Source organism: Paenibacillus sp. DP01 (genome assembly GCF_044784315.1).
Classification (GTDB): domain Bacteria; phylum Bacillota; class Bacilli; order Paenibacillales; family Paenibacillaceae; genus Paenibacillus; species Paenibacillus polymyxa.
Map to the genome: position 1 here is coordinate 2050009 of NZ_CP173059.1, position 21861 is coordinate 2071869.

Genomic DNA, 21861 nt, shown 5'->3' on the forward strand with positions numbered 1-21861 from the left:
ATTATTATTCATACTACTAGCTCGGGTATCTACATCATAGAACTATGCTCCAACAGATACTTCAAAGCCTCAATACAAGCAGCGCTTTGTGGCAAAAGACCGGTAAGCAGCTTGCGAGCTTGGACAGGCTTGAGCTGTCCGAGAAGAGGTTGTAGTTCATTGACTTCACGCTCTAGACGCTGCATGTGCATTTCTAGACTCGTTAGTTTGTCAGTAACGTGCTCTTCTCCTGCAACGGAGTTCCATTTAATCAGTGTCTGTCTGATTTCCTCGAGGCTATACTTCTCTTGTTTCATTTGGTTAATACGTTCAAGCCTGTTTAAGGTTTCATCATTATAAAGCCGATAATTTTTCAATGATCGTTCTTCAGGCGTGATCAAACCGAGTTTAGTGTAATAATCAATCGTTCGTTCGCTGACACCAGCCGCTTTGGCTAGTTCGCCAATTCGATATAGCTTCATATCCCCATCTGTCTTCACCTCGCGCTCTTCGTTCAATCTTCAATAATAACATCTTAAACCGAGAGTTTATAAAGGATATTTTACATGATCCTCAACCATACAGTCAAACGTTATGCTTTTGATGAACACAAACGAGCTATTTATATAGTTAGAAAATATGACATGAAAGATTTAAAGGCTTATTTTTTTAACATAATAAAAAAAATCTTGTCAACTTTCATGTATTCTGCTTATAATGACAATAAGAATTTCACGAAATGTAAAGAAACCTAACATTCGAGGGAGTGGTCTTCATGAGAAAAAAGTGGTTAGTTGTATTATTGGCCATGCTGACGGTTCTGGCTTTTCCTGTAGGTGCGTTCGCTGCTGACGGGCCCACAAATATCCAACTTCAAGCTGGACTAAACACGGCCTTTACGTTCTTGGCATTTATACTTGTATTTTTCATGCAAGCGGGATTTGCATTACTGGAGGCAGGCTCGACACGAATGAAGAACGCGGGTCATGTCGCTGGTAAAACGATTCTCACGACGGGTGTTGCGGCTTTGTCCTTCTGGGCTCTCGGATTTGGCTTCGGCTTCGGCAATGATGGTGGTAACGGATTTATGGGGCTGACGGGTTTCTTCATGAGCGGGACAGATGCTGCTGCATCGTTTGATACTCTTTCAGGTTTGGATGTTCCAATTACGATTATGTTTTTGTTTCACTTTGCTTTTGCTGCGGTATCTCTTTCGATCGCATGCGGGGGGATGGCAGAGCGTGCAAAATTAAGTGTATACATTATTTTCGGTATTTTGTTCTCCATCGTGATCTATCCAGTTGTAGCTCACTGGGTATGGGGCGGTGGCTGGCTTGGCAAGTTGGGAATGCAGGATTACGCTGGTTCAACAGTAGTCCATCTGACAGGTGCTACGGCAGCACTCGTCGCTACGCTGCTGCTCAAACCGCGTCTGGGCAAGTTTAATAAAGATGGCAAGCCGAACATTATCCCTGGTCATAATCAGGTGTACTCTATCTTGGGTGTTATTATTCTCTGGTTTGGCTGGTTTGGATTTAACCCAGGTAGTGCTGTTTCTGCGATGAATGACGGATTCTTTGGATATGTAGCCCTGACTACAAATATTGCTGCGGCGGCAGGCGGAGTTTTCGCATTGCTCGTATCTTGGATGGTATACGGAAAAGCAGATATTCCAGCTATGCTAAACGGTGTACTGGCAGCCTTGGTTGCCATCACAGGTTCTTGTGCCTTTGTAGCACCTTGGGCGGCATTGGTCATTGGCGCAGTTGCAGGGATCGTCACATTCTTCACAGCGCAATGGTTTGAGCGTGCGAGAGTAGATGACCCGGTATATGCTTTCTCCGTACATGGCGTTGCAGGGATGTGGGGCGCGGTATCCACAGGGTTTTTCGCTACTCCTGAGCTTGTAAAAATAACAGGTGTAGGTCAAGCGGGCCTGTTCTATGGTGGTGGTTTTACGCAATTAGGAGTACAGTTGCTTGGGCTAATTGGTACTTTGGCATTCGTATTCGTCATTTCCTTCATTATTCTGGGTGCGATGAAAGCAATTATGGGGATTCGCGTTACGGAAGAGGAAGAAACGATGGGACTTGATATCAGTGAACACGGTACGTACGGCTATCCAGAGCAAATGAAGTTAGTTACCGAAGCTGAAAAGCGTTCTGGAATTGTCAGCTAATATGTAAAATATAAAGAGCCAGTATGGGTGAGCGGAGGAGATGGAAGTATGGAACTGCAAAATATGGCCCCTTGGGTGAGTTCCGCCGAAGCGATTGATCATGCAGACACACCTGAGTCCTTAAGGCAGGCCAGGATCGATTCTCAGAAATGGCTGCTGGCTTCCCAAGCCTCCGCTCCGTTATCAGACTGGTTACGAACGGCGAATGAAATGCATGACCGCATCGCGGCCAGAGCTGTACAAATGTGCGAAAAAGGGATGGTTGAGGATGGCTTTGGGCCTCCTCCCGTCCCTTACGCATTTATAGCCTTCGGAAGCATGGGGCGCTCGGAATCGACGCTGTGGAGTGACCAGGATAACGGTATGATTATCAGTGACCTTGTGTCTGCTGACAAAGAATTGTATTTCAGCGAGTTTGGTCGCAGAGTGTCTGCGATGCTAGAGTATTTGGGATATCCCAAATGCGAGGGGAAAGTGATGTGTTCAGAGCCATTGTGGCGCCATACATTGTCTGGATGGCAAGAACAGCTATCCAAATGGTCGGAAGATTTTGCTTGGGAGCCGATTCGTTATCTTATTATCTCGTCTGATATGAGACATATCGCAGGCGATCAGCAATTGTCTGCAGAATGGAAGCGAAGTTTTTATAAGTTGTTCCGAAAACATCCCGATTTACCTTCAGCCGTACTTAGGAACACGGTAAGGCATAAAGCGACACTTAATATTTTAGGTCAGATCGTTACCGAGCGATTCGGTGAGCATGCAGGTGATTTTGATGTGAAATATGGGTTATACATTCCGTTGGTGAACGCCGTCCGTTTTTTGGCATTGCAACATGGTGTAGAGGAAACTTCTACCTTGAAAAGGCTCAGGCGTCTCGCATCACTTGAAGCGGCACCGTTGCCTTTACTTGATGCTTGCGAGCGAGCTTTTCGGAATGCACTTCAGCTTCGAATGGCTACTCCGGTAAAGGAGAAGGGTGGATTGCTTCTCAGTAATGGCTATTTGGCCGTCAAGCCGCTGAAGCAAGGGAAAGGCTGGCATGAGCTGCGCGAGGCTCTTTCGACAGTACGACGGCTGCATCGTGCGTTGCAAAGGCAGCTGCGATTTATGGAAGGGAGAAGGTCATGAAGGAACCAGCGCAGGGAGGTGGCTTCTGGAGTGCTCTCCGCAGAGGAGGGGTACCGTCGGCAATCGCATCTGTAATGGGGGCTCCTACGGCTCAGCAGATGGCGTTTATTCGGTCCTTAACACGGGAACAACGGCGTTCTGAAGTATTGCGTACCCCGCTGGAGCGTTTGGAGACGGTAGTTTTTGATCTGGAGACAACGGGATTTTCGGCACAGCATGGAGATGAGATTTTATCGTTCGGAGCGATTCGGGTAGTCGGGGATGTGATTATGGAAAAAGAGCAGTTTTATACGCTTGTTAATCCGCGGACTGAAATTCCTAAACACATCACTGAGCTTACTGGGATTACCCGGGAAATGACGGATAAAGCTCCGCCGCTTATGAATGGACTGCATGACTTTATGTCCTTTGTAGGTGGACGGGTGCTTGTAGCGCATGCTAGCGCTCATGATAAGGCTTTTTTAAATGCTGCGCTATGGAAAACATCTAAAGTTCAGTTAACTCACCGTGTACTAGACACAATGATGCTCGCCAAATGGCTGGAGCCACAGCAACACCAAACCTATAGTTTGGATGAATTGTTGGCCTATCAATCCATTCCGATTGAAGGGCGGCATCATGCGTTAGAGGATGCGAAGATGACCGCTAAGCTATGGGTGGCGTATGTTCAGGAAATGCTGAAGCGTAATGTGACCAATTTGGCAGATATCTACGCGCATTTAAGCCATGCCTGATCAGTACAAGGCATAACATCTGACCTCACATAATAACAGCAAGTTCGCGATTTTCGTGGGTTTGCTGTTTTTTTGTGTCCTGTTCAGATTGTAGAAGGTTAGAGGTGGGAGTAGTATGGGCATCCTATGGGGAAGGATAAAGGTCATTTAGATGAAAGGTAGGTGATAAGACTTTGAAAAGATTTCTTTTCATCAGAGCAATAATGGTATTGGTTATGGTCGGGGCTTCATGGGGAATTATTGCAAACACAGTCAATGCAGCAAGCCTTCCCGTGAGAAATGCACGGTTGGAAGAAAAATACAAGGGTGAAAAAGAGCTTGAAATTGAGAAGAATGTAGGGACTGAATCAGATGCGGCAGGGGTAATGAAAAGAATCAAACTTGGGCAACAGCTTCCTTCTATGATTTTAAAGGGATTAAACGGCAAGTCCTACGATGTAGGGGCTCCGCGAAATAAAGCGATGATCATTAGCTTTTGGGCTTCGTGGTGCGATCCGTGCCGATTAGAAGCGCCTATGCTGAATGAATTGTATAGTAAATACAAACATGCTGTAGATGTGTATGGCATCAATGTAACCCGCTATGATCGATTAGAGGATGTGCAGAAGTTTTCCCGTTCTTTGGCCCTCCGATTCCCCATTTTACTGGATGAACAAGGAGCATTTTTTGAACAATTTGGAGGAGCGGCTTTTCCAACTCATGTAATGATTGACCATCATGGACAGGTACGAGAAATCATAATCGGCATGCTCAGTGAACGGGAATTGGAGGGTAAAATAGAAGCTCTTCAAAAAATAAAGTGACTTTAGGGCCGATTAGACCGCCAAAGTCACTTTATTAGCTCATGCTTGTATTTGATTAGTGGTTAACTAAACCGTGATGAGTAAGCTCTGTTTGTTCATTTTTTGGAGTTGGCGCTTCCAGCAATGCGTAACGGAAGCTGTCCAAGAGAGCTTCCCAACTGGCTTCAATCACATTTTCAGATACGCCTACGTTACTCCAGACATCCTCGTAATTTTTGGACTCAATGAGCACGCGTACTTTAGCAGCAGTGGCGTCTTTTTCGTCGAGCACACGCACCTTGTAGTCAGCCAAATGCATGTCCCGCAGAGCAGGGAAATACTGAGAAAGGGCCTTGCGGAGTGCGTTATCAAGGGCATTAACAGGACCATTTCCTTCAGCTGCGGTATAGACACTTGTCCCTGCAACATTCAGCTTTAAGAATGCCTCGGAGACAACCGATCGGTCTGCTGTTTTTTCCACCAACACCTTAAAGGATTCAAACGAGAACATTTCCTTTACTTCACCGCCGGCTTCACGGATAAGCAATTCCAGCGAAGCATCCGCGCCTTCAAACTGATAGCCTTGATGCTCCAGGTCTTTGATACGACTAATGACGCCACGTGCTTCATCGCTGGACGGATCAAGGGTGATGCCCAGTTCTTGCGCCTTGGACACAACGTTGCTTTGTCCGGCCAATTCGGAGACCAAGACCCGCTGCTTGTTCCCCACCAGTTCGGGAGCGATGTGCTCATAGGTTCGTGAGTCGCGCAGAATAGCTGACACATGAATGCCCCCCTTATGGGCAAAAGCAGCATTGCCAACATAAGGCTGGTTTACAGGCAGATTGACGTTGGCGACTTCGCTCACAAAGCGAGCTGTATTGTGGAGTTGTTTTAGCTTCTCGGGATCTAGACAGTCGTAGCCCAGTTTGAGCTGCAAGTTCGGAATGACGGAGCAGAGGTTGGCGTTACCACATCGTTCACCGTAGCCGTTGATGGTACCTTGGACCTGCCTTGCACCTGCTTGAACAGCACTTAGAGAGTTGGCTACTGCCAATTCGCAGTCATTGTGTGTATGAATGCCTAACTGTGACTTCGTTAGCTGACTTTGCAGTGTAGTAACAATCTCCTGTATTTCATGCGGTAGGGTACCGCCATTGGTATCACACATTACGAGCCAATCCGCGCCTGCTTCCTCAGCTTTTTTCATAACGGCGAGTGCATACTCGGGGTTGTTTTTATATCCGTCAAAAAAATGCTCGGCATCAAAAATAACCTCCATGCCCCCTTGCTTTAAAAAGGCGATGGAGTCGTAAATCATAGACAGATTTTCCTCCAATGTTGTCTGTAAAGCAGTGTGTACATGAAAATCCCATGATTTACCGACTAGAGTAGCGGCCTGAGCTCCGGATTCCAGAATCCGTTGCAGATTGACATCTTGCGCTGCGATGCTATCTTTGCGGCGCGTGCTGCCGAAGGCGACAATTTTTGCCTGAAGCCCCAGCTCTTGTACCCTTTTGAAAAATTCGATATCCTTGCTGTTGCTCCCGGGAATCCCGCCTTCAATATAGTGAACACCGAGATCATCGAGTTTTTTGGCGATTTTCAATTTGTCATCAGCAGACAAGCTAATTCCTTCTCCTTGAGTGCCGTCTCGCAGCGTTGTGTCAAAGATAGAAATAGCGGTGGACATGAGGGACTCCTCCTTCGCGGATTGCTCAGATTGGTGATGCTCTGCTTTTTTAAGCACATTAATTTAGTTGTTTAACGCTTAAAAACAGGAAAGCGTTAGTTTGTCGTGTTCGTATGATAGTCGATTATAACAACTAATGACTTCAAATGTAATATATAATTATCTTTTTTGAACACAAAACCTATATTTTTTATGTAAAATAGGAATAGCATTCAAGGGTAACCCAAGTATAAAATCAAAGGACATATTCCTGATCTAACGAGTGAATTACAGTTAAAAAGAAGGGTTGAGCATGAAAGATGTCAGTGCTTATTATCCGGTTGGTGGACGAGTTATTCTGCATGTGGATATGAACGCATTTTATTGTTCCGTTCATGCAGCGGAGGAGCCGGAAAAATATAAAGGATTGCCTACCGCAGTGGCAGGCAGCAGTGAGCTTCGCAAGGGTGTAATTGTAACCTGCTCTTATGAAGCACGACGATTGGGCATTTCAACAGGGATGGTTGTTCAGCAGGCTCGCCGGATTTGTCCGCAGCTCATCGTAATACAGCCTGATTTTCATTTATACCGTCGTTATTCCAAAGCATTTATGAGTATTGCTTACTCGTATACGCCTATGCTGGAAGCAACTTCAATTGATGAATGTTATCTAGATATTTCCGGTTCCAAGCAGTTTGGAACACCTTTGGATATTGCCGAGGAAATCCAGCGTAGAGTAGAAGAAGAGCTAGGCTTGCCTTGTTCAATTGGGGTAGCGCCCAACAAACTACTGGCCAAAATGGCCTCTGATCTGAAAAAGCCACGCGGGATATCTGTTCTACGTTTGCGTGATGTACCCAACATTTTGTGGAACCTTCCATGTGGGCAGTTGTTTGGTGTGGGTCGAAAAACGGCAGACAAGCTTCTACAAATGAACATTCGTACCATTGGGCAACTGGCTAAGGCAGATGAACACATGCTGGTTAGCATATTTGGTGTAACGGGTTCTTGGTTAAAATTGGCGGCAAACGGAATTAATCATTCTCCAGTCAGCACTGAGCGGGAGCCAAACAAATCCATCGGGCACACCACCACCTTGCCTATGGATGTAGTAAAGCTCGAAGAAGCCCAAAGGGTACTGCTTAACATTAGTGATCAGGTAGCCCGGCGGCTTCGACGGCACGGTATGCTGGCAGGAGGTATTCAACTGACGATTCGGACCCCAGATATGAAGACCTTTACGCGTTCTCAAGTCAGGAGTACGCCTACGGAAAGTGCAGAAGACATATATAAGGAAGCTTGTGCATTGTATCGTCGCCATTGGGGAGAGGATAAGCCGGTGCGTTTGTTGGGGATTACGCTGCAACAGCTCATCCCTAAGGAGGAAGCGGCTGTTCAATTAGATCTATTTGAATACCAGGACCAGCCTAAAAAAGAAAGTTTACTGAAAACGATGGATGCGCTGCGCGATAAGTTTGGTGAAAATGCGATTTTGACTGCGGGGATGCTGGGAGATGATCCTTCGGTACTTCTTCGTAATTCCAAGTTGCGCGGAACTTCGCTGCAAAAAGACAATCTACCCACTCCAGAGTGAACTTCGGGGAGGGTTATTGTTGTATCAGTAACACACGCTATAAGCGTTTTTTGCATGAAGGATAAAGGAAAATAATTTGTAATAATATTGGGTTTGTATTAATATGTGAATAGAATGCAAAAGCTGGTTTGTTCGATTGTATAGGAGGAAGAGAAAAGTTATGGCTAAATACACTTGGGTAGAAAAAGATACATGCATTGCTTGCGGAGCCTGCGGCGCTACAGCACCAGACATCTATGATTATGATGATGAAGGTTTGGCTGAAGTGATCTTTGAAGGGGATGCAAACCAAGGCATCAAGGCGATCTCGGAAGACCTGTTTGATGATATGCAGGATGCTTGTGACGGTTGCCCTACAGATTCCATCAAAGTTGCAGACGAACCTTTTAATAAAGAAGGTTAAGTGTAAGTTTTTTGGACAGGCATAGCACCGCCAGTACCCTTCGCCGTATAACGGTGAAAGTATGCTGGCGGTGCTGTTTTTTTATGTGCTGTCCATCAGACCTATTGTGACCGATATACATAATAGTAAGCAAGATTACACGATCAGGAGGATCCGATGGACCATTCGCCTCATCTTAAATCGTATGTAAAAAAGCACCCTGATAATAAAATGGCCTGGTATTTACTCGGTAAAGAGTATGAAAGCAGCGGCCAGGAGGGCAAAGCAAATTATTGCTTCAATCGTGCAGGGGAAGTGTTCGAAGCCTTTGAGCATAAACAGATTCCGGCAGACGTATGGATGGAATATCAGGATAAACTGGTTCAGATGTCCAAGGAGAAGGAGCGGAGAACCGCTCGAACACGCCACCTTCTAACTGCGTTAATGGTACTTCTGCTCATCTGGGTCCCTTCAGCCAATTCACCGAGCACTTTACCTGAGAGCGCATCCGTTCCATCCGGAACTGAGGACGCAGCGATTGATCATGCCGAAGTTGCAAAAGTGGCTACTGCAGATCCAAAGGAGAGGACGCAGAACGGTGAGACTTATGTTGGTGGTGTGTTTACGGCTCAAGCCAGGCAAGGAAGTGGGGCTGGAACAGCGCTTACGGATATGTTGGCAAAGACGAGTCAAATGCCGTCCAAGACCACGGTGCTGGGCATGGAGCAGAGCGGGGCGTGGCTGATCTGGAGAGAAGGCATGAAGCCGTTACTTAGTGTACAGAACAAGGGAAACGGCGGATTAGCTGTTCAGTCTTACGACGCCGCTGCATGTGCTTGCAAGCCGTCAGATAGTGAAACTCTCCGCAAATCAGGTCTAAAATGGGCTGCCGGACAGGAAGAACTGGCTGTGCTGAATAGTGCCATGCGTGCATTTCGCTCGCAGCATCAACGTCTTCCCCAGAGTCTTGAGGAACTGACCCGAGATTTTCCCGATAACACGATGTACGGTACGACTGACGGGATGAAGAAGGCTTTTACACCTATGCGCAATTTACTTGCTTCTCCAGGACAGGGAACAGGGAAAGATCAGAACACTGGCGCAGCGGCTGAGAAAAGTCTATTGCTGGCATCGTCATTGCACGGGCGTCCTTTTCTGGGGCAACCGCTACGAATTGTGATAGACAAATCCAAGCACAGGCTAGCATTGGTGAGCGGCAATATACTTATTCGCAATTATCCCATCGGTTTGGGCGGAGAAAGAACACCGGAAGGGAAATTTGTGATTACCGATAAAGTCGTAAATCCGAACGGCAAATCCAACGGTGAGTTTGGTAGCCGTGGTATGCAACTGTCTGCAACGAATTATGCTATCCATGGTACGAACGAGCCAGACAGTATCGGCAAAAATGAGTCACTGGGTTGTGTCCGCATGGGGAAGGAAGACGTGGAGGAATTGTTTGCATTCGTACCTTCAGGTACGGAGGTGGTCATTGGTAACGGGGGACTGCCTGATCAAGTGCTTGTACCTGGTTCCCGATTTACGAGTGAGCCGCAGCACGACCAGACGAATCCCCGCAAAACCTATCACTGGCTAAATTAACGTTGTGGTGCCGCTGCTACTTGTTGATTAACGATTTCCTGCTTGTGCTAAAACAATGACCAGAACAATCACAATGATGAGTAGAACAAAGCTGATGGCGGTCCATACGATCGCTTTCTTGTTCACCTCATCCTTTTTCTTTTGCAGACTGGGCGGTTTACGCTTGGTCTTCATATCAGCATCCCTCTTTTCTTGCGGGCTAAGATCCTGTCTTACTATGTCCATTGTAAATGGTTTGATTATACATTTTCAATGACATCTCCATGACAACTGAATTGTTCTGATGTTGGACCTCGCAAATTACTTTCTTTTTGGTATGGAAAAAGCTAAACTATTTTGTAGAGATGTTTTTTTAGGATTGTGCAAGGGCATAGAACGGAGTGGATGAATCGTGTTGTATCGAAGGATCGCGAAACCTGTTTTTTTCAAAATGAGTCCAGAGAGGGCCCATCATGTAGTCATTGACGGCTTAAAACATGCTGGCTCACTTCCTGGTGGTGCGGCGACGTTGCGAGGGATGTATGGAGTCAAGGAAACGGAAGATCTTGCCGTTGACCTGTTTGGCATTCATTTTCCCAACCCGATTGGACTGGCTGCGGGACTGGATAAAAATGCTGAAGCGGTTGCCGGTTTTTCTTCCATCGGTTTTGGTTTTATGGAAGTAGGCACGGTGACACCTGTCGGACAGCCCGGCAATGATCAGCCCCGTTTGTTTCGACTGCCTCCCGATGAGGCATTAGTCAATCGGATGGGCTTTAACAATCTGGGTGCTGAGAGCATGGCCCAACGTTTGGCTACCCTTAAACATCGACCTGTACCGGTTGCTGTTAATATCGGCAAAAATAAAGTCACGCCAAATGAGGATGCTCATAAGGACTATGAGAAGTGTATTTCCGCACTGTATCCGTATGCGGACTTCTTTGTAGTGAACATTAGTTCACCCAATACTCCGGATTTACGAAAACTCCAGCATGGCAGTGAACTGAAGTCATTACTGGAAGCGGTTCGGGCAGAGATGGGAGTTCAGGCGACAAAGTATGGTAAAGCCAAGTCTGTACTGGTCAAAATTGCGCCGGATGTATCGGACGAGGAATTGGAATATATGACAGATGCGATTGCAGCTAGCGGAGTGGACGGCATTATTGCAACGAACACGACGATATCCAGAACTGGTCTGACGCATCGGAATGCAAGTGAAACCGGAGGATTGAGTGGTAAGCCGCTACGTGACCGTTCCACAGAGGTCATTGGACGGGTGTACCGCCAGACGGAAGGGAAGCTGCCTATTATTGGATCAGGCGGTATTTTTACCAGTCGTGATGCCTATGACAAAATTAAAGCAGGCGCTAGCCTGATTGAAATTTATACAGCATTGATCTATGAGGGGCCGGAAGTAAACCGGGCTATACATGCCGGTCTGCGTGAGCTGCTTCGAAAGGACGGCTTTAGACATATTACCGAGGCTGTTGGTGCAGCTCACAGATAAAAAAGTGTTGTCGGAAGAGACAGGAGGTACGGGGATGGACGGAAGAGACTGGGGAACATTTTTGCTGCCATACGATCAGGCGGTGGAAGAGCTTAAGGTCAAGTTCAAAACAATGCGTGCGGAGCTGAAAAAGCGCGAGGAATACGCTCCTATCGAATTCGTAACTGGACGGGTTAAAAAAATATCCAGCATCCTCGATAAGGCGAAGAGATTACAGGTTCCACCTGATCAGCTGGAGACGGGGATCGAGGATATCGCCGGCATTCGCATTATGTGTCAATTCGTAGAGGATATCCGGCGAGTAGCCGAATATATTCGAAGACGTAAGGATTTGACGGTATTGTATGAAAAGGACTACATCACCAATTATAAAGATAGCGGCTATCGCAGCTTTCATATGATTGTGGAGTACCCGGTTCAGACAGCAGTGGGGTTAAAGATTGTGCTGGCAGAAATTCAGATCCGTACGTTGGCTATGAATTTTTGGGCAACCATAGAGCATTCTCTTAGCTATAAGTATCGTGAGAGCTTGCCGGATGATATGCGGGCCCGGTTGAAAAAGGCGGCGGAGGCAGCCTTTGTGTTGGATAATGAAATGTCTTCCATCCGTCTTGAAATATTGGAAGCGCAGAAGAAGTTTGAGGATGAAGCCAATATCGTATCCAAAGTCCTAACAGGCATGCACCGTCTTTATTTCTACCATAAAATTAGTGAAACGATTGAGGCGCAGCGCAGATTTAATGAACTGTGGGAGCGGCACGACATGGAAGGAATCAAGCAGCTGCATGATGAGGTCAAGGAGATGCTGGAAGCTTCAACTAAGGAAGAAGACAGGGATGAGTTTTAAATGGTGAACCCTTCCTATGAACCGTTGTACGTGACTTATTTGGTATACTTCAATCGGGATCGGGATTACTTTGAATGTCATGAGGTACTGGAAGAGCTGTGGCTTAAGCTGGACCGAGACCCTGTATATAAAGGTTTGCTGCAAGTTGCTGTAGGACTGTATCATTTTCGCAATGGTAACTATCGTGGTGGATACATGATGCTGGACAGTGCGGTACACAGGTTGGAACATGCTTCTTCGCAGGCGCTGGGTATTAATATGGCGAAGCTGGTAGACGAGGCGCGCGCTTGCGCCCGGCAGCTTGCTGAAGCTGTTATGGAAGGTTCGGAAGAGCTTCATCGTCAACCGCCGATTTATCGGGACTTGACGATTGAAATCATCGAACCTGGGCTGCGTCGGGCCGTGGAGAAGGCAGCGTTGTCCGTTCCGGTCAACGTCCCTCAGCAGAGAGGTCCTCGGCGTGGCGAAAAGCATGAGCAGCGTCAGCAGGCGCTGGAAGCTTCGATTAGGCGAAGACAGGCTGCTGGCAGCTTACGCTCAGCTACGGTGGAAACGAAGGATGCGCCTTGATGTTGTAGCGCATAATAAACGAGCAGCCCGATCCGTTTTATAGGGATCGGGCTGCTCTATCATTGTCAGACGTGAGGAGATTTGTCTAAGAGGTCACGTTCTTTTTATATTTCTCAAAGAAGGCTTTGAAATCGTCGAGTGTGTATCCGTTGTCTGAAGGACTTTCCTTCAACCCACCTACCATACGTTCCTTTTCCACGCCTTTTTCGTAATAAACAAGCGTGGGAGTATACTCAATCTTGTACTTGTCCCAGCCAGCCTCATACTCACGCAGGTTAAATTCGTGCATCGTGATATTCTCCTGCTTGCTCAAAGGCATGAGCTTGGGAGTAGTGGCACGGCAGTGAACACAGTCGGAAGCGAAATGATAGACGAAAAAGCTTTCCTTTTTGTCAATTTTACTTTGTAAATCTTCTGGCTTAATAATTTGCTGATAGTTCGGATCATTTAGCAGTTCCTGGGTAGCAGGATTTAACGAGGCTGTGGACACGCCGTACAGCTTGTTTTTAGTGCCCGAGTTTAAAGCGAGCAGCACTCCAAGCAAAATGACAAGCACAACAAAAAAGCCAATGACAGGGATAAGCTTTTTTTTGTTGGATTTTTGTGCGTTCAATGGAATCTCTCCTATCAAAATCTAAAATATGTAACTATGAATCTCATTATTATACAACATTACAGCTTGTAGTGAAAGTTTGTAAATCACACAGATATTGCCGGATAACAGGTTGATTATGGTACAATAAAATTTATTTTAACAGGACAGGATGATTACGATTATGGGTGTACAGCTCCCCACAGCATTTGTAAAGCGCATGGAACAACTGCTCGGTGATGAATTTGAGGCTTTTATGGCTGCCTATGACCACACGCCCCATGCCGGGATTCGCGTCAATACATTAAAAATTCCAGTAGAGGACTTTAAGGAACGTTCTCCGTTCGAACTGCGGCCGATTCCGTGGTGCCCCACAGGTTTTTACATTCCGCACGGCACTAAGCCTGGACTTCACCCTTACTATCATGCTGGGTTGTACTATGTACAGGAACCGAGTGCGATGTCTCCGGTTGAACTGCTCAATATAGCTCAGGGTGAAGCTGTTTTGGACTTGTGCGCTGCACCGGGGGGGAAATCAACCCAAATCGCAGCCAAACTGCAAGGAAGTGGCGTACTGGTGACCAATGATATTAGCGCCGATCGAACCAAGGCGCTAGCTAAAAATGTGGAACTGTACGGTGTGCGCAATGCCGTGGTATTGAATGAAAGCCCGGATCGTATCGCAGATGCTTTTCCTCATTTCTTCAACAAAATTTTAATTGACGCACCTTGTTCGGGAGAAGGTATGTTCCGTAAGGATGAAGATATGGCCAAACAATGGGAGACACACTCGGTAGAAAAATGTGTGGTCATGCAACGGGACATTTTGCGTGTAGCGGCCTCGATGCTGAGCGATGGGGGAAGAATTGTCTATTCGACCTGCACCTTTGCCCCGGAAGAAAATGAAGGAATGATTGCGGAATTTCTGGAGGCTCATCCCGATTTTAACGTAGTCCCTGTTCCTTCGGAAGCAGGTTTTGCACCAGGCCACCCGGAATGGATGAATGAAGAGATTGCATCGGCACATCCGGAACTGCGAGGTACAGCACGCCTATGGCCGCATCTTGTAGAGGGTGAAGGGCATTTTATCGCCATATTGCAGCATCAGGGTGGTGGTCGTGTCACTTCGACAGCAGATCACACTGAGTCAGGGGAACTGGCTCCATATACGAACAAGAATGAAAGAATATTAAAAATAGAAGCAGCATATTCGCACAAGAAGCAACATTTGCCCGTCAAGGAAGCGCTGCTCCCAAGTGTCCAAGGAAGGCGCACGACTGATGAGCCTAAACGAACCGGAAAAGGAATGGGCGGAAAGTCAGGCAAAGGAAAGACCGCGCGCGGCTTTGATGGTAACAAGTCACGTATGGGCAAAGAAAATGCAAAATCTGCTGTACGCTCCCCGCATGATGTGTTGGAATCTTATCATCAATTTGTTCAGGAGCAGTTGGAGGTTTCATTTGCAGGCTACACTGTGGTCTACGGAGATCGAATTTATCAGTCGCCGCTGGCATCACATCGTTTGGACGGTCTTAAGGTGGTACGTCCGGGTTGGTTTATGGGAACCGATAGAAATGGTCGTTTCGTACCTTCACACCCACTGGCGGTGGCTTTGCGCTCTTTTGAGGCGGTTAGAAGCATCAACCTTTCCAGCTCGGATGCTGAAGCCATCCGGTATTTAAAAGGTGAAACCTTGTCCATCCCTGTTGAGAGAATGGAGCTTCGGAATGAAGTCCAACCAAAGGGCTATACTCTCGTGTGTATTGATGGTTATTCGGCCGGGTGGGGCAAATGGCAGGACGGCATGCTTAAAAATGAATATCCTACAGGCTGGAGGTGGACATCGGTATGAGTGGAAAAGGAAGACAAACTCAGCGTTTGGACAAAATTTTAACCCATATGGGCTATGGTTCCCGTAGTGATATCAAGAGACAGGTAAAGCAAGGTATGATCACAGTAAACGGACGGATCATCAAGGATAGCGGCTTACAGGTTCATCCATATCAAGATCAAATTGAAGTGAACGGCGAACTTGTTGTTTTTAGAGAGTATATTTACATCATGCTGCACAAGCCCCCAGGTGTTATATCTGCAACCGAAGATACGAGGGAACGAACGGTGCTGGATTTGCTGAGTGCGGAGGAACGACATTTCGAGCCTTTTCCAGTAGGGCGGCTAGATAAAGATACAGAAGGCCTATTGTTATTGACCAACGATGGCAAGCTGGCGCACGAACTACTATCTCCGAGGCGTCATGTCCCCAAAACGTATGAAGCTACGGTGTTGGGACTTGTCACGGAGGAGGATATTCTTCAATTTACAGCAGGAGTGGAACTGGACGATGGGTATGTCACCCTTCCCGCGCAGTTGACGATTCTTCGGCATGAACAGCCGCATCAGGCAGATGGGGAAGTCATTTCCTATATTTCGCTTGTAATCCATGAAGGTAAGTTTCACCAAGTGAAGCGCATGTTCGAGGCGGTTGGTAAAAAAGTGACCTACTTGAAAAGAACAGCCATGGGGCCATTGAAGCTGGATGATCAGCTTCCACTGGGCAGCTATCGAGAGCTGACTAGCGAAGAACTGGCATTGATCGGCCGTGATATAGTTTCCGCAACACCAGAAGCTTGATGGTAAGATTAAATATAAATGACGCACAGACTCGTACGAGATTCCTGTGCGTCATTTTATGATATAGACAATTAGACAGAGCAGTATTCATAGGCAGTCTTCGATAACGAATCGTAATTTGCGAATTATTGTGCGCGTGCTGCCCGATTTTGTTTCACTTCCGCTGCCTTATAAGCTGTAACCTTGTTTTTGCCTGTCGTTTTGGATATGTACATGGCTTGATCGGCCTGTTTGACGAGTTCATCCGGGTTCATTTCCTTCTTCACAGTACTGTGTCCGACACTAATAGTGACGATGCTTTCCTCAGCAACACGTTCGCGGATTCGTTCTGCGACCAGAGCCACCTTGGCCCGACGATCCACAACCATTGCGACCAGTTCCTCGCCACCGTATCGTCCGGTCAGCCCGATTTCATCCAGTTCGTCCTCCATAATCTGTGCCACCTGCTTGAGAACTTCATCCGCACGAGCATGGCCCTGCGTATCATTCAGCTTTTTGAAATTGTCAATATCGCAAAAAATGACAGACACGCGGATTCCCTGGTCCATATATCGTCGTAGTCGCCCCGAAAAATATTTACGGTTATACAGTCCTGTCAGGCCATCGGTAATGGAAGAACGATAAATCCTTTGGAGTAGCTCCACAATCCGTTCAAACAGGATGACAAATAACGTAGTGTAGTACAGCAATGGTAAAAATGACATCCACAGGATTGTGTTTGATCCGTCTGCTTCTTCAGGGATGTCATTTCGCAGCCAGAGAAAACCAAGCCAGAGCAGATAAGTGAATAGGCCTGCCATAAATTTCTTTGGCTGTCCGATTCGCGGGGTGATGAACAGAAGGCTTAATATAAGCACTAACACTCGATAAAACAAAGTGAATCCAACCAACTTCACTGGGCTAATCCAAGTAGGCAGCAAACCTAAAGTCCAAGCCATTACCGGCAGTATTAATAACGCAGCCAGCAACAGCAAGACCCATTTTTCCATAAGCTTTAGCTTTCGGTAAAGCTGAAATACAGCGGCATTGATGAGCACGAAGGCAAACGCCTCCAAAGCATTTTTCCACACGATTCCCTGCAGTTGCATTTGGCCGCCGCCTGCCGAATAGAGATTCATCACTTCATATGTCATAATAAAAATAGCGGCAGCCGAAAAAAGGATATAGGCTTTTTTTCGTTGTCTGCTATATATGATCACGCACATTAGCGCCATCATGAGTATAATATACAAACCGCAGGCTGCACTTATGGCCCCGGCCAGAGATGGGGAGCCCAAGGTTCCCAATAAGGACAACAACGTCAACATCACCGACTCCATTTGTAAAATTAATCTATCTATTGAACGGACGATATCGTTCCGATACAATAGACAGGATTTATTCCAGTTAAAATGTTATAATTTTCTTTTGTGCCTAACATTTATTCTCAATATATCATCTTTCAGAAAATCCGGAAACCTATACATATATCCTGTGTTCCGGGCAGTTTAATGCTTGAAAGGGGAAGCACTCATGAAATTGCTACAAGCTCTCTTTTTCCCACCCGAGCAACCGGGAGGCGTTTCATCCATGATTCCATATTTGCAAGAGCGATTTACGTCCCCCCGTTGGGAAATGGAGTTATTTTCAATCCCTAAACGGATTCGTAACAAGGGTAGGGACGAAGTAATCTTTGATACCTTCGACTGGACGAGATATGAGCAATATCCTATCGTTCAAAAATATATTCAGACGTACCGTGATTATTTGTGGTGGACTCGGCTTCGTATTCAGAAGCCCTTTGACCTTATTCATGCTCATCATCCGATTGCCGGGCTAGCTATGAAAAACGTATTTCCTGATACCCCGCTCGTACAGACGATTCACTCTTCCTATGAGAAGGAGTTAATTCTGAACGGGAAAATAGAGGAGAACGGGCCTGAACACCAATTCTTAGTGTCACTGTACCGAGAAATGGAGCAGAAGGCGGATCGCCTGATAGCAGTATCGCAATCTTTTCAGCATTACTTAACACCTTATGTACAGCATCCGCAAGATGTTGTGGTTATTCCAAATGGATATGATGAGAAGCGATTTAAGCCCATTCCTCACGAAAATGAAGTGACACAGCTTATAACCGTTTGCCGACTTGTTCCCGCCAAAGGACTTGATATTCTATTACAGGCTTGCGCTGAGCTGAAAAAAAGAAATCAGGAATTTGTACTTCATATCATTGGTGATGGTCCGATCCGGCCTGAGATGGAAGAGATGGCGCGACAGCTAGATATATACCATGAGACGATTTTTTATGGATATACTCTTCACCCGGAAGAGTTTATGCCTTTCTTTGATGTATTTGTATTGCCTTCGCGGGCGGAGGCCTTTGGCTCCGTATTTGCAGAAGCGGCATTGAGCTGTCTGGCATTGGTAGGTACAGAAGTAGGGGGAATACCGGAGCAGATTGAAAATGGGGTAAATGGTCTGCTCGTGCCACCCGATAATCCGAAGGCACTGGCAGACGCATTAGAAAAGGTCATCGCTGACCCTGCCTATCGTTATGAACTGGCTAGATCTGCCTGCGACAAGGCTAAATCAAGCTATTCATTAAGTCGTGCTGTTAACGAACTGAAGAAAATGTATTTGAAATTTCCGCACTAACCATGACGGGTATCACCTGGTTTGGAATCAGAATGCCGAAAGCTGGAGCGAGGACGTGAGGAGCGGAAAGGTCTTCCGCGTCCTGCTAAGATCAGTTTACTGACCCACATCAGACTGAGCATTCCAAAAATAGGATAAAGCACAGATAACAGTGAGCTGAAGCCGAACTGACTGATTAAAAAACAGGTGAGCATAATGAATAATGTAATGAGCTTGGGCGAAATTTGGACATGCTGACGAATTTGTAGACTGACTCCATAAATGTCGGCCACAAAGGTACTGAAGATCTCCATGAAAATGAGTAGAATGTATATGATTTCAACAAGGGCGCCTAGACGGTAAGCAATGCTTCCCATAGGGATTTCAAATTGCTGAATGCCTGGCATTTGCGCTGACATGACAAAATGTGCAGCCATCAGCATAAAGCCAACACCAATTCCGCCCAAAACACCGCCCCAGCGGATCGTTTTACGGGAGAAAGTTTGGCTGCCTAGAGGGACAAGCACGGCCTGAGCCATAGCCAGATTGAAGGACGTGTACAGGAGCGGAGATATCCATGTGCGTAGCACACTGTGGTCTGTCGTATTCGTAATAAAGCTTTGCGGATTGGGCATGGAAAGGGTACTGTGAACGAGCAAAAGAGATATAGTGATCATCAGCGGGACAACAATGGTGTTCATATGCAAAATCGCTTTAATACCTTTATTCAGCAGCAAGTAAGTTCCGATTAGTGTAATGAGCAGTCCAGTCTGGTAGTGCAGGTGAAGGTGCTCCACAAAAACAGAGCCGGCTCCTGCCAGCATGACGCTGTTCACGCCAATCAGCACAATAAGTGTGAATATGCTGATCCATTTTCCGGCATTGGCACCAAAAAGGTGCTTGTTCAGATCCTCGTAGGAGCGGGCTGAAATATCATGAGCGATCAGCATCATTTTCGTACCCAACCATACAAATATGAGTGTGGACAGCATAATCGTGATTGTAGCCCAACGTCCATATTGCGTAAAGAATTGCAATATTTCTTGTCCGGTAGCGAAGCCGGCACCGACGATTGTACCAATGTATGTAAAAGCAATCTGAAAAACATGAATATTACGTTTCATTCCCAGTCCCCCCTTGCCTGCTTGAATAACGCTGCAGCGAGCATATAATACAAACTATGTTCAACTGAAATAGGACATGACTGGATGAGACTGAAAATAATTATACTGCATTTAATGAATAGCTTGACGGGAGCGTAATTTATGGGTCAAATCCTTGCATGGATACTGGAATACGGATATTTGGCAATGTTCGGCTTGCTTGCCCTTGGAGTAGCTGGTATGCCGATACCCGACGAAGTGCTAATGATCGCCTTTGGCGGGCTCGTGTCTCAAGGACACTACAACTTTATTGCTGCGCTGGCAGTCACATTTTTCGGTAGTATGACAGGCATGATGCTTAGCTACACATTAGGTCGTCTGCTGGGCAAACCACTATTGCACAGATACGGTAAATGGGTGAGGCTTACGCCCTCCAGGATTGCTTCTTCCGAAAATTGGTTCGGACGCTATGGTACCTGGGGAATTTTGTTCGGATATTTTGTCCCCGGCTTGAGACATGTGTCATCCTATCTGGCAGGTACAACCCGTCTAGGTGTTTTTCGCTATATCGGCTATGCGTCAGCAGGAGCGTTGCTGTGGTGTGGTACATTTTTGGGGATCGGGCATGCTGTGGGCATGCACTGGGAACAGGTGGCTAAGCTGATGGAGAAGGTGACTCATCGGGTGGGCCTGATCGTTATTCTTTTAATCGTTTTGGGAGGAATCACCGCATGGTTCTGGAACAAGCGTAAAAAAAATATCACATGAATGCATGGAAAGCAGGCTATAGCTTGAAAGCGACGGGTGAAGTATGGTACTTTTACCGCATAGGAATGCCGTGGGAGGTCATGGAATGGAAGTATTAAAGAAACGAATTTTAAATGAAGGTGTGATTGCGTCAGATCAGGTACTAAAGCTGGATGGATTGCTTAATCACCAGGTTGATCCAGAGCTGACAATGGAAATGGGACGAGAGTTCGCAGCCCGTTTTCGGGAAGAGAAGATCACCAGAGTAGTGACCGTGGAATCCTCAGGCATTGCCATCGGGTTCGCGACAGCGTTGGAGTTGGGTGTACCGTTGGTATTTGCTCGTCGTAAAAAGACTTTATTAGCTGATCCAGATGCGCTGTGTGAGCGTGTACCTTCGTTTACAAAAGGGATTGTCACAGATATTATGTTGTCTCGTCAATTTATTCATGAGCATGATCGTGTCTTGTTCATTGATGATATTATCGCTAATGGCGATGCGGCACGAGGCATGGTTAAAATTATTCAACGCTCCGGAGCGGAGTTGGTTGGATTCGGAGTTGCGGTTGAAAAAATGTTTCAGGCCGGAGCGAGAACCATTCGTGAGCAGGGCATTCGTGTAGAATCATTGGTTAAAATTTCGTCATTGGCTGACGGTAAGATAGAGTTTGCTGAATAGTAACAATTCGAAGCTTCGGATCCTTATTTCTAATAATAACCTTTGCATGAGCATCAATTTCGCTTATAATATATATAAGGTTTGGGAGAGGAGGCAGCAACATGGGGAATGAACAATTGACCGAACAGTTTTTTCTGGAAAAACTGGCAGCGGCTAAAGTGCATTTTGAACGCGCCTTGGATTGTAAGCATACGGAATTCGACGATTTGTATCCCTATATGATTGAACATCCTCAGTTTTTTTGGTATAAACGCTATGTGGCCTGGTCTGAGTTGCTGACATTGGTTAACCTATGCGAAGAATTGTCTTTCTCTTGGAAAGAAGAATTTACTGCTCACCAAGTGGAGTATGTAGAACAGCGAGTGTTGTCTGCACAAGTGCTGGACTTCTGGTACGAGAAGAACGATACAAAAGAACATGATCACAGTGTAAATCAGTCGGGATAATTTGTTGCTCTGTTGGCAATCCATATAAGTAGTAAGCGGAAAGAGACCTAAATGATTTGTTTAGGTCTCTTTTTAAACTTTTTCATGCA

The 21861-nt window shown here is 46.3% G+C and carries 22 protein-coding genes; 16 read left to right on the top strand and 6 right to left on the bottom strand.

Annotated features, from left to right (window positions below):
- Positions 1–29: 29 nt before the first annotated feature.
- Positions 30–461 carry a MerR family transcriptional regulator gene (locus ACH59B_RS09235; protein WP_023988024.1) on the bottom strand — a complete coding sequence of 144 codons (432 nt, stop codon included), beginning with the start codon at positions 459–461 and terminating at the stop codon, positions 30–32.
- Positions 462–754: 293 nt separating this feature from the next.
- On the opposite strand from ACH59B_RS09235, the gene ACH59B_RS09240 reads away from it, so the two are divergent.
- The 4 genes from ACH59B_RS09240 to ACH59B_RS09255 all read left to right on the top strand — a co-directional run bounded on the left by ACH59B_RS09240 (position 755) and on the right by ACH59B_RS09255 (position 4826).
- Positions 755–2158, top strand: coding sequence for an ammonium transporter (locus tag ACH59B_RS09240; protein ID WP_017425837.1), 1404 nt, complete (start codon positions 755–757; stop codon positions 2156–2158).
- A 48-nt stretch (positions 2159–2206) separates the two neighbouring features.
- On the top strand, positions 2207–3289 hold the full coding sequence (locus ACH59B_RS09245; protein WP_017425836.1) for a DUF294 nucleotidyltransferase-like domain-containing protein: 1083 nt from the start codon (positions 2207–2209) through the stop codon (positions 3287–3289).
- Positions 3286–4023, top strand: a complete 738-nt coding sequence (locus ACH59B_RS09250; protein ID WP_025364565.1) for an exonuclease domain-containing protein — start codon at positions 3286–3288, stop codon at positions 4021–4023. The genes ACH59B_RS09245 and ACH59B_RS09250 overlap by 4 nt, the downstream gene beginning before the upstream one ends.
- Before the next feature lie 173 nt (positions 4024–4196).
- Positions 4197–4826, top strand: coding sequence for a TlpA disulfide reductase family protein (locus ACH59B_RS09255; RefSeq protein WP_017425834.1), 630 nt, complete (start codon positions 4197–4199; stop codon positions 4824–4826).
- Between the two features lie 55 nt (positions 4827–4881).
- Here the strand turns inward: ACH59B_RS09255 and cimA are convergent, their stop codons facing one another.
- On the bottom strand, positions 4882–6498 hold the full coding sequence (gene cimA / locus ACH59B_RS09260; RefSeq protein ID WP_025364567.1) for a citramalate synthase: 1617 nt from the start codon (positions 6496–6498) through the stop codon (positions 4882–4884).
- A gap of 292 nt (positions 6499–6790) precedes the next feature.
- Here cimA and ACH59B_RS09265 point away from each other — a divergent pair, with 292 nt between their 5' ends.
- The 3 genes from ACH59B_RS09265 to ACH59B_RS09275 all read left to right on the top strand — a co-directional run bounded on the left by ACH59B_RS09265 (position 6791) and on the right by ACH59B_RS09275 (position 10055).
- Entirely contained in the window at positions 6791–8071 is a 1281-nt protein-coding gene (locus ACH59B_RS09265; protein ID WP_016819741.1) for a DNA polymerase IV, read from the top strand.
- Positions 8072–8231: 160 nt separating this feature from the next.
- A complete protein-coding gene (locus tag ACH59B_RS09270) occupies positions 8232–8474 on the top strand; it encodes a ferredoxin (RefSeq protein ID WP_013309730.1) in 243 nt (80 codons plus the stop codon).
- A gap of 156 nt (positions 8475–8630) precedes the next feature.
- The gene (locus ACH59B_RS09275) at positions 8631–10055 is read left to right on the top strand and encodes a L,D-transpeptidase (protein WP_039277024.1); all 1425 of its coding nucleotides are present in this window, start codon (positions 8631–8633) and stop codon (positions 10053–10055) included.
- 27 nt (positions 10056–10082) lie between these two features.
- On the opposite strand, the gene ACH59B_RS09280 is transcribed toward ACH59B_RS09275, so the two are convergent.
- Entirely contained in the window at positions 10083–10229 is a 147-nt protein-coding gene (locus ACH59B_RS09280) for a hypothetical protein (RefSeq protein WP_016819743.1), read from the bottom strand.
- Between the two features lie 217 nt (positions 10230–10446).
- Here ACH59B_RS09280 and ACH59B_RS09285 point away from each other — a divergent pair, with 217 nt between their 5' ends.
- From ACH59B_RS09285 to ACH59B_RS09295, 3 genes are read left to right on the top strand one after another with little or no spacing between them, the layout of a single operon-like run.
- Positions 10447–11541 carry a quinone-dependent dihydroorotate dehydrogenase gene (locus ACH59B_RS09285; RefSeq protein WP_025364570.1) on the top strand — a complete coding sequence of 365 codons (1095 nt, stop codon included), beginning with the start codon at positions 10447–10449 and terminating at the stop codon, positions 11539–11541.
- A 34-nt stretch (positions 11542–11575) separates the two neighbouring features.
- Positions 11576–12388 (top strand): GTP pyrophosphokinase family protein, encoded by an 813-nt coding sequence (locus ACH59B_RS09290; RefSeq protein ID WP_016819745.1) that lies wholly within the window; start codon positions 11576–11578, stop codon positions 12386–12388.
- A complete protein-coding gene (locus ACH59B_RS09295; RefSeq protein WP_031463249.1) occupies positions 12389–12958 on the top strand; it encodes a DUF309 domain-containing protein in 570 nt (189 codons plus the stop codon). It begins immediately after the preceding gene.
- Between the two features lie 85 nt (positions 12959–13043).
- Here ACH59B_RS09295 and ACH59B_RS09300 read toward each other — a convergent pair whose 3' ends face one another.
- Complete coding sequence (locus ACH59B_RS09300; RefSeq protein ID WP_016819747.1) at positions 13044–13571, bottom strand: thioredoxin family protein; 528 nt, start codon at positions 13569–13571, stop codon at positions 13044–13046.
- 163 nt (positions 13572–13734) lie between these two features.
- On the opposite strand from ACH59B_RS09300, the gene ACH59B_RS09305 reads away from it, so the two are divergent.
- Both ACH59B_RS09305 and ACH59B_RS09310 read left to right on the top strand, forming a co-directional pair.
- Positions 13735–15402 carry an RsmB/NOP family class I SAM-dependent RNA methyltransferase gene (locus ACH59B_RS09305; RefSeq protein ID WP_031463250.1) on the top strand — a complete coding sequence of 556 codons (1668 nt, stop codon included), beginning with the start codon at positions 13735–13737 and terminating at the stop codon, positions 15400–15402.
- Positions 15399–16181: a pseudouridine synthase gene (locus tag ACH59B_RS09310; RefSeq protein ID WP_031463251.1), complete on the top strand. Its 783-nt coding sequence runs from the start codon at positions 15399–15401 to the stop codon at positions 16179–16181. The genes ACH59B_RS09305 and ACH59B_RS09310 overlap by 4 nt, the downstream gene beginning before the upstream one ends.
- Positions 16182–16306: 125 nt before the next feature.
- Here ACH59B_RS09310 and ACH59B_RS09315 read toward each other — a convergent pair whose 3' ends face one another.
- Entirely contained in the window at positions 16307–17488 is a 1182-nt protein-coding gene (locus ACH59B_RS09315) for a GGDEF domain-containing protein (protein ID WP_090887354.1), read from the bottom strand.
- A 205-nt stretch (positions 17489–17693) separates the two neighbouring features.
- Here ACH59B_RS09315 and ACH59B_RS09320 point away from each other — a divergent pair, with 205 nt between their 5' ends.
- Positions 17694–18818: a glycosyltransferase family 4 protein gene (locus ACH59B_RS09320; RefSeq protein ID WP_031463252.1), complete on the top strand. Its 1125-nt coding sequence runs from the start codon at positions 17694–17696 to the stop codon at positions 18816–18818.
- On the opposite strand, the gene ACH59B_RS09325 is transcribed toward ACH59B_RS09320, so the two are convergent.
- Positions 18815–19921 (bottom strand): membrane protein, encoded by a 1107-nt coding sequence (locus tag ACH59B_RS09325; RefSeq protein WP_016819752.1) that lies wholly within the window; start codon positions 19919–19921, stop codon positions 18815–18817. The genes ACH59B_RS09320 and ACH59B_RS09325 overlap by 4 nt on opposite strands.
- A gap of 141 nt (positions 19922–20062) precedes the next feature.
- On the opposite strand from ACH59B_RS09325, the gene ACH59B_RS09330 reads away from it, so the two are divergent.
- The 3 genes from ACH59B_RS09330 to ACH59B_RS09340 all read left to right on the top strand — a co-directional run bounded on the left by ACH59B_RS09330 (position 20063) and on the right by ACH59B_RS09340 (position 21772).
- Entirely contained in the window at positions 20063–20668 is a 606-nt protein-coding gene (locus ACH59B_RS09330; RefSeq protein ID WP_016819753.1) for a DedA family protein, read from the top strand.
- Positions 20669–20753: 85 nt separating this feature from the next.
- A complete protein-coding gene (locus ACH59B_RS09335) occupies positions 20754–21326 on the top strand; it encodes a xanthine phosphoribosyltransferase (RefSeq protein WP_016819754.1) in 573 nt (190 codons plus the stop codon).
- A gap of 101 nt (positions 21327–21427) precedes the next feature.
- Positions 21428–21772 carry a hypothetical protein gene (locus ACH59B_RS09340; protein ID WP_013370520.1) on the top strand — a complete coding sequence of 115 codons (345 nt, stop codon included), beginning with the start codon at positions 21428–21430 and terminating at the stop codon, positions 21770–21772.
- Positions 21773–21861: the final 89 nt, after the last annotated feature.

Coding starts and splice junctions, on each gene's coding strand:
- ACH59B_RS09235 (WP_023988024.1), bottom strand. CDS start 461: ATGAAGCTATATCGAATTGGCGAACTAGCCAAAGCGGCTGGTGTCAGC.
- ACH59B_RS09240 (WP_017425837.1), top strand. CDS start 755: ATGAGAAAAAAGTGGTTAGTTGTATTATTGGCCATGCTGACGGTTCTG.
- ACH59B_RS09245 (WP_017425836.1), top strand. CDS start 2,207: ATGGAACTGCAAAATATGGCCCCTTGGGTGAGTTCCGCCGAAGCGATT.
- ACH59B_RS09250 (WP_025364565.1), top strand. CDS start 3,286: ATGAAGGAACCAGCGCAGGGAGGTGGCTTCTGGAGTGCTCTCCGCAGA.
- cimA (WP_025364567.1), bottom strand. CDS start 6,498: ATGTCCACCGCTATTTCTATCTTTGACACAACGCTGCGAGACGGCACT.
- ACH59B_RS09265 (WP_016819741.1), top strand. CDS start 6,791: ATGAAAGATGTCAGTGCTTATTATCCGGTTGGTGGACGAGTTATTCTG.
- ACH59B_RS09270 (WP_013309730.1), top strand. CDS start 8,232: ATGGCTAAATACACTTGGGTAGAAAAAGATACATGCATTGCTTGCGGA.
- ACH59B_RS09275 (WP_039277024.1), top strand. CDS start 8,631: ATGGACCATTCGCCTCATCTTAAATCGTATGTAAAAAAGCACCCTGAT.
- ACH59B_RS09280 (WP_016819743.1), bottom strand. CDS start 10,229: ATGAAGACCAAGCGTAAACCGCCCAGTCTGCAAAAGAAAAAGGATGAG.
- ACH59B_RS09290 (WP_016819745.1), top strand. CDS start 11,576: ATGGACGGAAGAGACTGGGGAACATTTTTGCTGCCATACGATCAGGCG.
- ACH59B_RS09295 (WP_031463249.1), top strand. CDS start 12,389: ATGGTGAACCCTTCCTATGAACCGTTGTACGTGACTTATTTGGTATAC.
- ACH59B_RS09305 (WP_031463250.1), top strand. CDS start 13,735: ATGGGTGTACAGCTCCCCACAGCATTTGTAAAGCGCATGGAACAACTG.
- ACH59B_RS09310 (WP_031463251.1), top strand. CDS start 15,399: ATGAGTGGAAAAGGAAGACAAACTCAGCGTTTGGACAAAATTTTAACC.
- ACH59B_RS09315 (WP_090887354.1), bottom strand. CDS start 17,488: ATGTTGACGTTGTTGTCCTTATTGGGAACCTTGGGCTCCCCATCTCTG.
- ACH59B_RS09320 (WP_031463252.1), top strand. CDS start 17,694: ATGAAATTGCTACAAGCTCTCTTTTTCCCACCCGAGCAACCGGGAGGC.
- ACH59B_RS09325 (WP_016819752.1), bottom strand. CDS start 19,921: ATGAAACGTAATATTCATGTTTTTCAGATTGCTTTTACATACATTGGT.
- ACH59B_RS09330 (WP_016819753.1), top strand. CDS start 20,063: ATGGGTCAAATCCTTGCATGGATACTGGAATACGGATATTTGGCAATG.
- ACH59B_RS09335 (WP_016819754.1), top strand. CDS start 20,754: ATGGAAGTATTAAAGAAACGAATTTTAAATGAAGGTGTGATTGCGTCA.
- ACH59B_RS09340 (WP_013370520.1), top strand. CDS start 21,428: ATGGGGAATGAACAATTGACCGAACAGTTTTTTCTGGAAAAACTGGCA.